The following is a 13,470-nucleotide window of genomic DNA, read 5'->3' on the forward strand; positions in this document are numbered from 1 at the left end:
CCAGGTGAATTGCCATTCACTCCGCCTCGGGGAAGATGTCCGAGAATCGCGCGTGAACTGTCCCGACTGTCCCGGAATTCTCCGGTATCCGATGGTGCGGCTGGTGGCGGGGCTGTTGCGCCCTGTGCAACCGCCCGTGGCCCGTGGGGTGCCTGCCGCCTACCCTCGGACGCGGCCGCCGCGACCGGGCGGCCGGTGAGGGAAAGTGACGCCATGACCAGCTCCACCCCGCGGCCGCACCGGCGCGTGACGGGGGCCGCGCGCCGTGACGCCGAAGCGACCAAGGCCGCCATCGTGCGGGCGGCCCGGCATCTGCTCGCGCGGCACGCGCACGCCGACATCACGCTGAAGGCGGTGGCCGAGCGGGCCGGGGTGAGCCCGCCGCTCGTCCTGAAGTACTTCGGCAGCAAGGACGCGCTGTTCGCGCAGATCATGTCCTTCGAGACGGACGCCGCGGCCATCCTCGACGCGCCCCTGGAGGACCTCGGCCGCCACATGGTCCACCACCTGCTCACCAGCCAGGCCGAGCAGGGCGCCGACCCCATCCTGCGCATCGTCTTCGCCCCGCTGCACCGCGAGCACGGCTATGTGCTGCGCGCCAACTTCCGTACGCAGGTCGTGCGCAGGCTCGGTGAGCGCCTCCCGGGTGCCGACGCGGGGCTGCGCGCCGAGATGGCGGTGGCGATGCTGCTCGGCCTCGGTGTGATGTACGGCATCGCCCGCGGCCCTCATCTGCGGGCGATGGCGATCGCCGAGATCACCGACCGGTACGCGCCCGCCGTGCAGGCCTGCCTGACGCCGGGGTGAGCCTGCGTCTGCGACACCTGCCTTGAGTGCGCCGCTGGATGTGCCGCTCGGTGGCGTCGGGCGTCCGCGAGTGTCGTGGCCGGAAGTCGGTGTTCCGGGTTGGCCCGGGGCGGCGTCCGGGGATATAGATGCCACGTACATCTACTTCGGCGAGGGGAGCCCGTATGTGCGGCATCACCGGCTGGGTCTCGTTCGACCGCGACCTGCGGACCGAGGGCCGGGTCCTGGACGCGATGACGGAGACGATGGCCTGTCGCGGTCCCGACGACCGCGGCACCTGGGCGGAGGGCCCCGCGGCCCTCGGCCACCGGCGCCTGGCCGTCATCGACCTGCCCGGCGGCCGCCAGCCCATGACCGCGGTCACGCCCGGCGGCACGGTCGCGCTCGTGTACTCCGGCGAGACGTACAACTTCACCGAGCTGCGCGCCGAACTGGCCGGGCTCGGGCACGCCTTCACCACCGACTCCGACACCGAGGTCGTGCTGCGCGGCTACCTCCAGTGGGGCGAGGAGGTCGCCGAGCGGCTCAACGGGATGTACGCCTTCGCCGTGTGGGACGGCCCCCGCCAGCGGCTCGTCATGGTGCGCGACCGCATGGGCATCAAGCCCTTCTACTACCGCCCGACGTCCGACGGTGTCCTCTTCGGCTCCGAGCCCAAGGCGATCCTCGCCCACCCGCTGGCCCGGGCGCGCGTGACCGTCGACGGGCTGCGCGAGGTGTTCGCCTTCGTCAAGACGCCGGGGCACGCCGTGTGGGACGGCATGCGCGAGGTCGAGCCCGGCACCGTCGTCACCGTGGACCGCCGGGGCCCGCGCGCCCGCACCTACTGGCGCCTGGAGACGCGGCCGCACCCGCACGGCCGCGACGAGTCCGTGGCCACCGTCCGCTCCCTGCTCGACGACATCGTCCGCCGCCAGCTCGTGTCCGACGTGCCGCGCTGCGTGCTGCTCTCCGGCGGCCTCGACTCCTCCGCGCTCTCGGCGCTCGCCGCCCACCAGCTCAAGGAAGCGGGCGAGACGCTGCGCAGCTTCTCCGTCGACTTCACCGGGCAGAGCGACCACTTCGTGGCGGACGAGCTGCGCGGGACGCCGGATTCCCCCTACGCCCACGACGTGGCGCGGCTCGCGGGCACCGACCACCGGGACATCGTCCTCGACGCGCAGGCGCTCGCCGACCCCCAGGTGCGGGCGAAGATGCTCACCGCGCGCGACATGCCCGTCGGCTTCGGCGACATGGACGCCTCGCTGTACCTGCTCTTCCAGGCGATCCGCGAGCACTCCACGGTCGCCCTGTCCGGCGAGTCGGCGGACGAAATCTTCGGCGGCTATCTGCAGTTCTTCGACGAGGAGGCGCGGCGCGGCACCACCTTCCCCTGGCTGGTGCGGCACGCCGAGACCCTCGGCGACGAGGCGGGACTGCTGCGCCGTGACGTCCTGGACACCCTCGACCTGCGGTCCTACGTCGCCGACAGCTACGCGGGGGCCGTGGCCGCGGTCGAACGCCTCGACGGCGAGAGCGACGTCGAGTACCGCATGCGCACGATCAGCCAGCTGTATCTGACGCGCTTCGTGCGGGTGCTGCTCGACCGCAAGGACCGGGCGAGCATGGCCGTCGGCCTGGAGGTGCGGGTGCCGTTCTGCGACCACCGCCTCGTCGAGTACGTCTACAACGCGCCCTGGGCCCTGAAGACCTTCGACGGCCGGGAGAAGTCGCTGCTGCGGGAGGCCGCCGCGGACCGGCTCCCCAAGTCGGTGTACGACCGGGTGAAGAGCCCCTACCCGTCGACGCAGGACCCGAAGTACGCCTTCGCGCTCCAGGAGCACGCCAAGGACCTGCTCGCGCGGCCCGGCCATCCGGTCTTCGACCTCGTGGACCGCGACGCGCTGCGGCGCCTAGCGCACCGCGAGACGCCGCAGATCAGGCCCGCCTCGCGGCGCGGCATGGAGCGCGCCCTCGACCTGGCCGTGTGGCTCGACCTCTACAAGCCGGAGGTCGCGCTGGGCTGAGCCCCCGGCCGGGGGAGTCCTGCGCCGGGTTTCAGGACCCCGTCGCCAGGGTGTCCAGGAACCGCTGGAGCGCGGGCGCCGACGAGGCGTCGAGGCGGCGGCGCACCGGCGGCACGCTCGCGCCCCGCCGGACCGCACCGGCGCGCACGTCGCCGCCCCGCCGTACGTGCCCGGTCGCCACCCGCCGTATGAACTCCGCCACGGTGAGGCCGAGCCGGTCCGCGTGCCGCAGTACGGCGTCGTACTCGTCGGGTGGGAACAAGACCTGCACAGGCGTGGCACCGTCCATGGACGCATGATGTCGTCCTGTCCAGCCAGGCGCGGGACAGATGGCCTATTCCGCCCGAAGGGGTGGCGCGGGGGTGCGGGCGCGCGGCGGGGCGCGCGCGTACGGAACGGAGCCCGCACCGGCCGGTGCGGGCTCCGCCCGGGACGAGCCGCGGACTGCGGACTGCGGACTGCGGTCTGTGGGCTGCGGACTAGGGACGGTTGTCGATCAGGTCCTGGATCTGCGGGTAGATCTTCTCCATGCGCGTGCCCACGTTGGTCGGGCAGGAGCCGCCCCAGTGCAGGGCGATCACCTTGTGGGAGGAGCCTGCAAGCACCGGGGAGCCGGAGCTGCCGCCCGAGGTGTCGCAGTTGTAGCCGACGTCCTCGGAGCCGAGCTGCGGGGTCCGCACGCCGCAGTAGGCGCCGCCGTCGCGCTCCTCGTAGATCGAGATGCGCTTGGGCCGGGTGTCGCCGTGCCCGGCGATGTACGCCTGCTCACCCGCGATCGGCGCGCGCGTCTCCAGGAACAGGGTGCCGAACGGGGTGATCCGGTCGAAGTCGTCCACGCTGAAGAGCGTGAAGTCGAGGCTCGCCGAGGTGCGGAGCAGGGCGTTCGCGCCGACCTTGGTGCCGGGGCGCGGGTCGTTGCCGCCGCAGGTGGCGCAGTCGTAGTCGAACTGGAGCTCCACGCGGTCGAGTTCGGCCTGTGTCTTGATGCAGTGGTTGTTGGTCATCATGTGGTTGCCGCGGCCCACGCGCCAGGCGGTGCAGTAGCCCCCGCCGTTGAGGAGCATGCGGGCCACGCTGCGCGAGGCGGCGTAGTGCGCGGGGTGACTGGTCTTGTAGCAGACCGCGTCCCGGCGGCCGTCGGCGCCGCACACGCTGCGCGTCGCCGGGTTCTCGGCGGCGAACTCCGCCGGGGTGTAGCCGCGCCAGTACCGGTCGACCCTCGCCTGCGAGCGCCGCTCGCCGCGCGTGTGCAGGGTGATCACCGCGGTGTCCCCGTCGACGGACATCGCGGCGAAGCCGGTGCGCCCGTGCCGGGTGAAGCCCGCGTCGCCCGGCGCTGCCCCGCCGCGGGTGGGGTCGCCGTGGTAGGTGTGCACCTCGCGTCCGGCCGGGTCGGCCACGGTCAGGCGGTCGCCGGGGGCGAGCGCGAGGCGGGCGAAGTGCACCTTGACGTACGCCGCTCCCGGGTGCCGGAGCACCTGTCGGGCCGGGCCGCCGGGGGAGCCGAGCCGCAGGTCGACCGCCTGCTCCTCGCCCGCGGCCGGGACCGGGGCGGTGCGGACGGGGGCCGGTGCCGTTGCGCTCGCCGTCGTCGGCGCGGCGGGGACGAGGGCGGCCGTGACCACGAGAGCGGCCGCCGCGATGACGCGTCTGAACACGGTGCCTCCTTGGAGGGCGGTGGGGGAAGGAGCTCCTGCCCTCGACCGTAGGCCTGTACATGACAACAAGGGAGGTGCGTGTCAGTCAGAAGTGCTGGGAGAGGGGGCGCGCGAGAGGGCCCCGGCCGGACGGGGGAATCGCGGTCGGGACCCTCATCTTGTTCAACGGTGAAATAGGAGGGGAGGTTCCCGCGCACTCCTCGCCCCTGTGTGATCTGTGCAACATGCAGGCGATGTGGACGCCCCGGCCGGGGCAGGCTCCGGATGTGACACCCGTGCCGGAAACGCCCTAGCGTCGTGCCGTGACGCTCGACGATCTCCGTGTCTTCATCGCCGTCTGCCGCGCGGGCAGCCTCAGCGCCGTGGCGCGCGACCTCTCCTGTACGCAGTCGGCGGTGAGCCAGCACGTCAAACGCCTGGAGAAGGAGCTGGCCGTCAGCCTCCTGGAGCGGCACGCGCGCGGTGTCGTGCCGACGTCGGCGGGCCGCATCCTGCACGCCGCCGCCTCCGACGGCATCGGCGGCATCGACCTCGCCCTGCGCCGCCTGCGCGACCTGGTGCGCGGGGAGAGCGGCGCGGTGCGCATCACCACGGGCGCCACGACGGTGCGGCACTTCATGGCCGACGCGATCGTCGGCTTCCGGCAGCGCTTTCCGCAGGTGGCCCTGGAGTTCCAGACGGCGAGTTCGAGCCGGGCCTGCTTCGACGCGCTCGCCGCCGACGACCTGGACCTGGCCTGGGTCACCATCGGTGACCCCGTGCGCGGCATCGAGCAGCGGCCCGTCGCCGAACTGCGCTGGGTGCTCGCCGTCCCCTGCGGCGACCCCCTGGCCGCCAAGCGGCGCGTCACCCTCGCCGACCTGGCCGCCGTGCAGCTCATCCGGCCCCCCGAGGTGTCCAGTTCGCGCTCCCGGCTCGACGCGGCCCTCGCCGACGCGGGGCTGCGGCCGCAGGGGCACACCAGCGTGGCCGACTGGGACACCGCCCTGCTGCTCACCGAACTCGGCGTCGGCCAGGCCGTCGTGCCGGAGCTGCCCGGCTGGCGCGACGCGGGTCCGCCGGGGCTCCGCCTCATTCCGGTGCCGGAGCTGCCCGCGCTGTCCGTGGGCTGGGCGGTGCGCCGCTGGGACGCGCTCAGCCCGCTGGCACGCGCCTTCGCCGACACGGTGGCCACCGACTGCGGCGCGGGGCGCGTGGGCGCGGTGCCCGCGCAGTCGGGGCCCGCTCAGGGGGCGAGCCGCGCGGCACGCGTCTGACGGCAACGGACCTCCGGGCGGACCAGGCGCGCGCCGGGAGGGTGTCCCCCGACCGGCCGCACCCCGCGCGCGGGCCCGGTGCGCCGCCCGGAGAGTGGGAGGCATGCGTGCCTGGCGGGAGACGGTGGCGGGGCGGCTGCCGCCTGCCGGGCGCGCCGTCCTCGCCGGGGTGCCGGGGCTGTTCGCCGTGGGGGCGCTCGCGCTGTGCACGGTGGGCGTCGAGCACGCGGTCGACGAGGCCGGGCACCGGCCCGCCGCCGTGGTCCCCGCGGCCCACCGCGCGGCCCGGCCGCCCATCGTGCCGCGCGCCAAGTGGCTGGGCGACACCGGCGAGACCGGCCCGCCGGTGCGCTACGGCGGCCCCGTCATCGCCGTCTTCGTCCACCACACGGACTCGCCCAACGGCTACGACTGCGCCGACGCGCCCCGCATCATCCGGGCCCTCGCGGCCGGGCAGACCGGGGCCCGGCTCTTCGACGACATCGGCTACAACTTCCTCGTCGACCGCTGCGGCACGATCTACGAGGGCCGCGCGGGCGGCGTCGACCGGCCCGTCGTCGGCGCGCACACGCAGGGGTTCAACCACCGCACGGCCGGGATCGCCGCGCTCGGCACGTTCACCGCGGGCACTCCGGTGCCGCGGCCGATGACGGAGGCCATCGCCGCGCTCACCGCGTGGAAGCTCGGCCTCGCGGACGTCGACCCACGGCTGCGGGCGCAGCTGGTGTCCAGCAACAGCCTCAGCCGGTTCCCGGTGGGGACGCGTGCCGAGTTCGACGCCGTGGCCGGGCACACCGACGGCTACACCACCAGCTGTCCGGGCGCCGCGCTCCGCGCCGAGCTGCCCGCGATCCGGGAGCGGGCCGCCCGCCTCCAAGGCCGTACGCACCAGCGGGCGCAGGCGGCCCGTCCGCCGCGGTGACCTAAGGCGCCGGTCAGGTGACGCGGGCGGCGATGGCCCGGGCGCACTCCAGGGACTCGGTCCGGGTGGTGTCCACCTCCAGGTCGTAAGCCACGCCCTCGTGCACGAGGCGCGCCTGCGCCGCGGCCATGCCGGGCGTGCGGTCCCCGCGCGCGACCTCGCGGCCCGCGGCCACGGCGCTCTCGCACCGGACGCCGACCCACAGCACGTCCAGGTCGCCGAGCGCCTTCTCCCACCGCCGCTGGGACGCCGTGCCGCCGAGGAAGACGTCGTCGACGACGATCCGGGCGCCCGCGCGGGCCATCGCCACGATGCCTTCGGTCCAGGCCGTCTCCAGGGCCCGGAAGTCCGCCCCGACGTCCACGCCGCCGTCGGCGGCGAACACGATCCCGCCGTCCGCGCCCCGCATCCGCGCGGGCAGGGCGTCGACGAACGCGTCGCACCCGAACGCCAGCCACTGGTCGGGCAGGACGGCCTGCAGGCACCGCACGATCCCGGACTTGCCCGAGCTGGAGCCGCCGTTGAGGATGATCATCCGCGTGGTCACCGCGCCACCCTAGGACGCCGGGCCCCGCGCCGACCACCGCGTTTTCGCGGGTGCGGGGACGGGCCTAGCCGTCGAGGCGGATGCCCTTCACAGCCGTGTCGAAGACCGGGCGGTACTGCTTCCACCGCTCGTTCGGCGCGGAGAGGTAGACGACGTACTGGGTGCCGTCGTCGTCGGAGAAGGCCATCTCCACGGCCCGGAACGTGCGGACCTTGCCGTCGAAGGTGAACTCCCAGTACCCCGCGGGCGTGCCCCGGAAGGTCGTGGCCGCCATCCGCACCCGCTCGTAGCCCGGGTTGTCCCGGCGGGTCTGGCTCTCCTCGGTCCTGCGCCAGTGCTCGACCGGGTCGGACCCCGCGAACTCCGCGACGTTGACCCGCAGGCCCACCAGTCCGGTGGGGTCGATGTACGCGACGTCGCCGCCCGGCAGGTTCTTGCGGGTCCAGCCGTCGCGCACGGGCAGGGACAGGCCGCCCTCCTGCCGCGCCAGGTGGAAGCCGGACGGCACGGGCGGCAGTGCGGGGCGGGAGGCACCGGTCGCGGGCCGCGCCCCGGACGCCTCGTCGCCGTCGCCGGGCCACAGCAGGACGCCGCCCGCCACGCACCCGGCGACCACGGCGGCACCGCCGCACCACAGGGCCGCGCGGCGGCCGGTCCCGCGTCCGCCCCGGCGCGCGGGCGCGGCGACGGGCACCGCCGGGTCGAGCACGGCGGTGCCCGTACCCGCCGCCCGGCGCAGCAGCCGCTCCGCCTCGTGTGCCGGGGTGCGGCGCTCGGGGTCCTTCTCCAGCAGGCCCTCGATGAGCGGGGCCAGCTCCCCGGCGGCGCGCGGGGGCGCGTGGGGTTCGGTGGCGATGGCGTACGCCGTCTCCATCGCGGTGCCCCGCTCGAACGGATGGCGGCCCTCCACCGCCTCGTACAGCGTCACGCCCAGGGACCACAGGTCGCAGGCGGGGCCGGGCTCGGCGCTGCGCAGCCGCTCGGGTGCCAGATAGCGCACGGAGCCGATCAGCTCGCCGGTCCGGGTCAGGGACGGCGTACCGCTCTCGACGGCGATGCCGAAGTCGGTGAGCACGGTCCGGCCGTCGTGCCCGAGCAGGACGTTGGCGGGCTTCACGTCCCGGTGCAGGACGCCCGCGTCGTGCGCGGCGCGCAGCGCGGCCGCCATGGCCAGGCCGTGCCGGGCGGCCTCGGCGGGCGCCAGTGTGCCGCGCTCGGCCAGGACGTCGCCGAGCGTGACGGAGGGGATGTACTCCATGACGATGCACGGCAGGCCCTCGTCGTCCACGACGTCGTGGACGACGACCACGTGGGCGTGGGTGATCCGGGCGGCGCTGCGGGCCTCGCGGCGGGTGCGCTCGTGCAGCGTCTGGATCTCGTCGTCGTTCAGCTGCGGGGGCACGTGCAGCTTCTTCACGGCGACGTGACGGCCGAGCAGCTCGTCCTCGGCCCGCCACACGGTGCCCATGCCGCCCCGGCCCACGCGTTCCGCCAGGCGGTACCGTCCGGCCACGAGCCGTCCCAGATCGGACACCGTCGACGTTCCCCCGCTTCGCACACATGAACAGGTTGCGGAAGAAGCCTAACCCGATCGGCGCCTGCTTCCCGGGGCCGGATCCGAGGGCAGGACCTGCTAGCGATTCGCGGTCGCGTACACGATGAGATTGTCCACGGGGTGCCCCTGGGCGTCGTACGCGCCGTCGCAGGTGATCAGGCGCAGGGCGCGGGCGTCGGTCGTGCCGTAGACCTTGTCGGTGGGGAAGGCCTTCTTGGCGGCCGTCTCGGTGGCGGTGACCCGGAAGTGGACCGTCCTGCCGCGCGCGTCCCGTACGGCGATGTCCGCGCCCACCCGCACCTTCTTCAGGTCGTGGAAGACGGCCCGGCCGAAGCGCGTGTCGTTGTGGCCGATGATGACGGCCGCGCCGCGCTGCCCGGGGACCGCGCCGCCGGTGTACCAGCCCGCCGTCATGCCCTTCTTGGCGGGCGGCACCTCGACCGTGCGGTCCGGGTTCAGCCCGAGCCGCAGCAGCGGGCTGCGCACGCCGATGGACGGGATCGCCACGTGCACGGGGGCGGCGGGCGCGGGCGACGCGGACGCGTCGGGGGTGCCCACGTCGTACGTCCTGGAGGCGGACGGCCTCTCCTTGGTGGCGGCGGCCGTGGTGTCGGCGGCGGAACAGCCGCCCACGGCCGCGCCGCCGACGACGGCGAGGACGCAGGCGCCGAGGGCGCGCCGCGGGAGCGGTCGGCTCTTCAGGGGCATGGGTGCTCCGGACGCGGGGCGCCGCCCGGGCAAGGGGCGGCGCCACCGCGCGTGATCGGGCCGGACGGGCGCGCGGTGGCGCGGTGCCCGGCGGGGGAGGTGGGCCTCGGGGCCGGGCTCAGCCCTGGGCGCGACCGGTGGCGCGGCGGCGCAGGACCAGGGTGCTCGCGCCCGCGAGCAGGGCGATGCCCGCCGCCGAGCCGATGAGGGCCGGGGTGGTGTCGCTGCCGCCCGCCGCGGGTCGCTCGCCCGCGGCGACGCCGCCCCTGGGCGTCACGGTGGGCTTCTTCCGCGCGGGCTCGGGCGCGGGCGCCGCGGTCTTCTCCTTGGCGACGGGCTTGTCGCCCGCGGCGACGCCGCCGCGCGGCGCGGCCAGCTCGCGCTTGTCCCGCAGGGACTTCTCCGCCGCGGCCCGCTTCTTGGCGACGGACTCCTTGGAGACCTCGGGCGCGGGCGCGCTCTCGCCGGCCGTCGGCTTCGGCTTGGGCGTCGCCTCGGAGGCGAAGGCCACGGCGGACGGGGCGGCGAGCACCCCGACGGTCACGGCGGAGGCGACGACCGCGGCGCGCAGCGGGCGGGCGTGGGGACGGGCGTGGGCGCGGTGGGTCATGGGGTGGGGCTCCGTTCCGGCTCGTACTGAGGGGACGTGCCCGGCGGGGGCGGCGGACACCGGGGTTCCGCCGGGCACGGTCGCCAGCCTGGCGCGCAGTTATGTGGAAGCTGTCAGGTTCCTGTTGGGGTTCGATCAGCCTCCGGGCGGCCTTAGGGTGGCGCCATGACGACGCTGCTCATCCACGCAGGTGAGACCGGTGCGCAGGCGCCCGGCCCACGGACGGGCGGGGTGCCGCTGGTGCCACCGGGCTTCGTGTGGCCGACCTGCCGTGCCTGCGGCGGCGCGCTGCTGTTCCTGCTGCACCTGCCGCTCGACGAGGACGGCGGGGACGGCGACCGCGCCGAGGGCGGCGCCCGGGGCCGTGGGGACGTCGTGTCCGTGTTCCTGTGCCAGAACGACCCCGGCATGTGCGACGAGTGGGACGCCACGGGTGGCGCCAACCGCGCGTACCTCTTCGCCGCCGAAGGCCTCGCCGCGCCCGCCGTCCCCGCGCACGGGGAAACCCGGCTCGGCGCGGTCAGCGCGCTGCGCACCGAGGAGGTCGACGCGGCGGGCTTCCCCGAGGCGCTCGACGCCTGGGCGGACGACGACGCGGCCTCGCTCCTGGTCCAGGGCCAACTCGGCGGTGAACCCGCGTGGATCCAGGGCGACGAGACCCCGCACTGTCCCGGCTGCGCCGAGCGCATGACCTTCACGGCCCAGCTGGAGGAGGGCTACGACTTCTCCACCTCGGCCAACTTCGGTGGCGGTGGCATCGGGTACGTCTTCACCTGCGCCCGCTGCCGCGACGCGGCCTTTCTCTGGCAGTGCTGATGGCAGTGCTGATGGCAGTGCTGAGCACCGGCCCCGCTGTCGGACCCCTCTGGCAGAGTGCGCGGCATGAGTGATCGCCACGAAGCCTTCCGTGCCCTGCACCGCGCCGGGGCGCCGCTGTTGCTGCCCAACGCCTGGGACCACGCGTCCGCCGCCGCGCTCGCCCGCGCCGGGTTCCCCGCGATCGGGACGACGAGCCTCGGCGTGGCCGCCGCCGCGGGCAAGGCGGACGCCACCGGGGCCGCGCGCGAGGAGACGCTGTGGCTCGCCCGGGGCATCGCCCGGCTGCCCGCCCTGATCTCCGTCGACATCGAGGGCGGCTTCAGCGACCGGCCCGAGGACGTCGCGGACCTGGCCCGCGCGTTGGACGGGGCGGGCGTCGTCGGGGTGAACCTGGAGGACGGCCGCCCGGACGGCACGCTCACCGCCGTGGACGCGCAGTGCGCGCTGATCCGGGCGGTGAAGGCCGCCGCGCCCGACCTCTTCGTCAACGCGCGCACGGACACGTACTGGCTCGCCGCGGGGGGAGTGCCCGAGACCGAGCGGCGCCTCGCCGCGTACCAAGAGGCGGGCGCGGACGGCGTGTTCGTGCCGGGCGTGCGGGACGAGGCCGTGATCGCCGGACTCGTCGGCGCCCTCGACGTACCGCTGAACGTGCTGCACGCGCCGGACGGCCTGTCGCCCGCGCGCCTCGCCGACCTCGGCGTGCGCCGCGTGAGCACGGGCTCGCTGTTGTTCCGCGCGGCCGTGCAGCAGGCGGTGGACGTGGCCCAGGAGTTCACGCGCGGCACCGCACGCCCCAGGGACGTACTCTCGTACGCCGAAGCCCAAGATCTCGCAACGGCGTTCGAGCCCGGGGAGTGATCCCGGGCCGCCGGTGGGCGGGGCGGCGGAGGGGGAGCGGATGGCGGGGCGGGACACCTCACGGCACGTGGCACGGACGTCGAGCCCCGGCCCTTCCTCCCTGTGGGCGGACCCCAACTACCGCCTCTTCCTGGCCCTCCAGGGCCTGTCCGCGCTCGGCGACTCCTTCTCGCACGTGGCGATCCCGCTGCTCGTGCTGCACCAGACCGGCTCGGTGGCGCAGATGGGACTCGTCACCGGCCTCACGGGCCTGGCCTCGATCGTCACCGGCCTCTTCGCGGGCGTCGTCGCCGACCGGGTGAACCGGCGCCGTCTGCTGGTGCTCACCGACGTCGCCCGCTGCGTGCTCTTCGGCATGGTGCCGCTCGTGTGGCTGTTCGCGACGCCGCTGTGGCTGGTCTACGTGGTCGTGCCGGTCGCCGGGGTCTTCGCGATGCTCTTCCAGGTGACGTACGTGACGGTGGTGCCCGCCATCGTGGGGCCCGGCCGGATCCTCAAGGCCAACAGCCATCTGTTCGGCGCGTACGCCATCGCGAGCGCCGGCGGGCCCATGCTCGCCGGGCTCGTCGCGGCCGCGTTCGGCCCCGCCGCCGCGCTCGGCATCGACGCCGCGACGTTCGCGGTGTCGGCGGTCGGCATCCTCTTCGTCCGCATAGGGCCGATGCCCTCGCCCGCCGAGGCGGAGCAGCGCGAGGGGCGGGACGAACGGGGCGGTGTCCGGCGGGAGTTCCTCGCCGGGGCCCGCTTCCTGTGGCGGCACCCGGTGCTGCGCTCGCTGACCGTGCTCCTGGCGCTGCTCACGTTCCTCACCTACGGCCTGACCGACGTCGTCGTCTACTACGTCAAGCACGGCCTCGGGCACGGCGACAGCACGGTCGGCTATGTGCTGACGGCCGGGACGCTCGGCACGCTCGGCGCGTCGCTCGCCGTCGACCGGTTGCGCAGGCGCCTCGGATTCGGCGCGAGCTGGATCGGCGTCCACCTGCTCGCCGGGGGTGCCGTGGCCTGCCTGGGGCTCACCGGAAGCGTGCCGCTGGTGGCGGTGCTCGCGGCCGTGGTGCTCTTCTGCACCGGCGTCGCGGGCATCAACTCCATGTCCCTGCGCCAGGAGGTGACGCCCAGTCACCTCCTGGGCCGGGTCACCTCGTCCTTCTGGACCCTCCACAACGCCCTCGGCCCGATCGGTGCCGCCGCCGTCACCGCGGCGGCCGGGGCGTGGGGCGTCCGGGCCGTGTGCCTGACCGTCGGTAAGTGCGTCGTGGCCGTGGCCCTGTCCGCCACGGTGACCGGCATCGGCCGCACCGGCAGGGGCCGCGCCGCCCGGGCCGACGGGGCCTGAGGCCGGGGCGGCTACCGGCCGGGGCGCGGCAGCCGGACGGTCGCGATGCCGCCGTCCAGGTCCACCGTGGTGCGGTGCGGCGGGGCGCCGTCCTCCTCGTCGTCGCGCATCACGAGGGAGGACTGGCGCTCCTTGAGCTCGTTCTGCTTGCCCGGCGAGAAGCTGGCGTGGAGCTGCTCGAAGCCGGTCGCCGATATCTGGCCCTGGCGGGCGCTGTTGCGCCAGGGCAGCAGCCCGGCGCGCCCGGCGCGGAGCAGCAGTTGGTCCACGAAGGCCACGACGGTCAGCGCGATGACGAGGCCGGGCAGGGTCATCAAGACGGCGAATCCCATGACTTCAGTATGCGCGGCACTCCCCACCGCCGGGCGGCGGCCAGCGTCGC

The 13,470-nt window shown here is 74.9% G+C and carries 14 protein-coding genes; 7 read left to right on the forward strand and 7 right to left on the reverse strand.

Going from position 1 to position 13,470, the window contains the following annotated elements; genetic code table 11:
• Positions 1–213: 213 nt before the first annotated feature.
• Together ACIG3E_RS25985 and asnB are read left to right on the forward strand one after the other, a co-directional pair.
• A complete protein-coding gene (locus ACIG3E_RS25985; RefSeq protein WP_399620941.1) occupies positions 214–807 on the forward strand; it encodes a TetR family transcriptional regulator in 594 nt (197 codons plus the stop codon).
• Positions 808–971: 164 nt separating this feature from the next.
• Complete coding sequence (gene asnB / locus ACIG3E_RS25990) at positions 972–2,813, forward strand: asparagine synthase (glutamine-hydrolyzing) (RefSeq protein WP_399620944.1); 1,842 nt, start codon at positions 972–974, stop codon at positions 2,811–2,813.
• 31 nt (positions 2,814–2,844) lie between these two features.
• Here the strand turns inward: asnB and ACIG3E_RS25995 are convergent, their stop codons facing one another.
• Positions 2,845–3,102 (reverse strand): plasmid mobilization protein, encoded by a 258-nt coding sequence (locus ACIG3E_RS25995; protein ID WP_399620947.1) that lies wholly within the window; start codon positions 3,100–3,102, stop codon positions 2,845–2,847.
• Positions 3,103–3,292: 190 nt separating this feature from the next.
• Positions 3,293–4,471 carry a trypsin-like serine peptidase gene (locus ACIG3E_RS26000; protein WP_399620949.1) on the reverse strand — a complete coding sequence of 393 codons (1,179 nt, stop codon included), beginning with the start codon at positions 4,469–4,471 and terminating at the stop codon, positions 3,293–3,295.
• Positions 4,472–4,773: 302 nt separating this feature from the next.
• On the opposite strand from ACIG3E_RS26000, the gene ACIG3E_RS26005 reads away from it, so the two are divergent.
• Together ACIG3E_RS26005 and ACIG3E_RS26010 are read left to right on the forward strand one after the other, a co-directional pair.
• Positions 4,774–5,727, forward strand: a complete 954-nt coding sequence (locus tag ACIG3E_RS26005; protein ID WP_399620952.1) for a LysR family transcriptional regulator — start codon at positions 4,774–4,776, stop codon at positions 5,725–5,727.
• Positions 5,728–5,830: 103 nt separating this feature from the next.
• Positions 5,831–6,649 (forward strand): peptidoglycan recognition protein, encoded by an 819-nt coding sequence (locus ACIG3E_RS26010; RefSeq protein ID WP_399620955.1) that lies wholly within the window; start codon positions 5,831–5,833, stop codon positions 6,647–6,649.
• A gap of 13 nt (positions 6,650–6,662) precedes the next feature.
• Here the strand turns inward: ACIG3E_RS26010 and cpt are convergent, their stop codons facing one another.
• From cpt to ACIG3E_RS26030, 4 genes are all read right to left on the reverse strand, one after another.
• Positions 6,663–7,184, reverse strand: a complete 522-nt coding sequence (cpt, locus tag ACIG3E_RS26015; RefSeq protein WP_399621435.1) for a chloramphenicol phosphotransferase CPT — start codon at positions 7,182–7,184, stop codon at positions 6,663–6,665.
• Between the two features lie 76 nt (positions 7,185–7,260).
• Positions 7,261–8,730 (reverse strand): serine/threonine-protein kinase, encoded by a 1,470-nt coding sequence (locus ACIG3E_RS26020; RefSeq protein WP_399620958.1) that lies wholly within the window; start codon positions 8,728–8,730, stop codon positions 7,261–7,263.
• Between the two features lie 99 nt (positions 8,731–8,829).
• Positions 8,830–9,459: a class F sortase gene (locus ACIG3E_RS26025; protein WP_399620961.1), complete on the reverse strand. Its 630-nt coding sequence runs from the start codon at positions 9,457–9,459 to the stop codon at positions 8,830–8,832.
• Between the two features lie 118 nt (positions 9,460–9,577).
• Positions 9,578–10,069, reverse strand: coding sequence for a hypothetical protein (locus ACIG3E_RS26030; RefSeq protein ID WP_399620964.1), 492 nt, complete (start codon positions 10,067–10,069; stop codon positions 9,578–9,580).
• A gap of 165 nt (positions 10,070–10,234) precedes the next feature.
• On the opposite strand from ACIG3E_RS26030, the gene ACIG3E_RS26035 reads away from it, so the two are divergent.
• The 3 genes from ACIG3E_RS26035 to ACIG3E_RS26045 all read left to right on the forward strand — a co-directional run bounded on the left by ACIG3E_RS26035 (position 10,235) and on the right by ACIG3E_RS26045 (position 13,088).
• A complete protein-coding gene (locus ACIG3E_RS26035) occupies positions 10,235–10,885 on the forward strand; it encodes a hypothetical protein (RefSeq protein WP_399620967.1) in 651 nt (216 codons plus the stop codon).
• 66 nt (positions 10,886–10,951) lie between these two features.
• Positions 10,952–11,749: an isocitrate lyase/phosphoenolpyruvate mutase family protein gene (locus ACIG3E_RS26040; RefSeq protein ID WP_399620970.1), complete on the forward strand. Its 798-nt coding sequence runs from the start codon at positions 10,952–10,954 to the stop codon at positions 11,747–11,749.
• Between the two features lie 40 nt (positions 11,750–11,789).
• On the forward strand, positions 11,790–13,088 hold the full coding sequence (locus ACIG3E_RS26045) for an MFS transporter (protein ID WP_399620973.1): 1,299 nt from the start codon (positions 11,790–11,792) through the stop codon (positions 13,086–13,088).
• A gap of 11 nt (positions 13,089–13,099) precedes the next feature.
• Here the strand turns inward: ACIG3E_RS26045 and ACIG3E_RS26050 are convergent, their stop codons facing one another.
• The gene (locus ACIG3E_RS26050) at positions 13,100–13,420 is read right to left on the reverse strand and encodes a DUF6191 domain-containing protein (RefSeq protein ID WP_399620975.1); all 321 of its coding nucleotides are present in this window, start codon (positions 13,418–13,420) and stop codon (positions 13,100–13,102) included.
• Positions 13,421–13,470: the final 50 nt, after the last annotated feature.

The sequence above is a fragment of the Streptomyces sp. NPDC053474 genome, from assembly GCF_044544845.1.
Classification (GTDB): Bacteria; Actinomycetota; Actinomycetes; order Streptomycetales; family Streptomycetaceae; genus Streptomyces.

Excerpts from the sequence above, each read along its gene's own strand:
- asnB (WP_399620944.1), top strand. The coding sequence starts at position 972 with ATGTGCGGCATCACCGGCTGGGTCTCGTTCGACCGCGACCTGCGGACC.
- ACIG3E_RS26035 (WP_399620967.1), top strand. The coding sequence starts at position 10,235 with ATGACGACGCTGCTCATCCACGCAGGTGAGACCGGTGCGCAGGCGCCC.
- ACIG3E_RS26040 (WP_399620970.1), top strand. The coding sequence starts at position 10,952 with ATGAGTGATCGCCACGAAGCCTTCCGTGCCCTGCACCGCGCCGGGGCG.
- ACIG3E_RS26045 (WP_399620973.1), top strand. The coding sequence starts at position 11,790 with ATGGCGGGGCGGGACACCTCACGGCACGTGGCACGGACGTCGAGCCCC.
- ACIG3E_RS26030 (WP_399620964.1), bottom strand. The coding sequence starts at position 10,069 with ATGACCCACCGCGCCCACGCCCGTCCCCACGCCCGCCCGCTGCGCGCC.
- ACIG3E_RS26050 (WP_399620975.1), bottom strand. The coding sequence starts at position 13,420 with ATGGGATTCGCCGTCTTGATGACCCTGCCCGGCCTCGTCATCGCGCTG.
- ACIG3E_RS25995 (WP_399620947.1), bottom strand. The coding sequence starts at position 3,102 with ATGGACGGTGCCACGCCTGTGCAGGTCTTGTTCCCACCCGACGAGTAC.
- ACIG3E_RS25985 (WP_399620941.1), top strand. The coding sequence starts at position 214 with ATGACCAGCTCCACCCCGCGGCCGCACCGGCGCGTGACGGGGGCCGCG.
- cpt (WP_399621435.1), bottom strand. The coding sequence starts at position 7,184 with ATGATCATCCTCAACGGCGGCTCCAGCTCGGGCAAGTCCGGGATCGTG.
- ACIG3E_RS26010 (WP_399620955.1), top strand. The coding sequence starts at position 5,831 with ATGCGTGCCTGGCGGGAGACGGTGGCGGGGCGGCTGCCGCCTGCCGGG.
- ACIG3E_RS26025 (WP_399620961.1), bottom strand. The coding sequence starts at position 9,459 with ATGCCCCTGAAGAGCCGACCGCTCCCGCGGCGCGCCCTCGGCGCCTGC.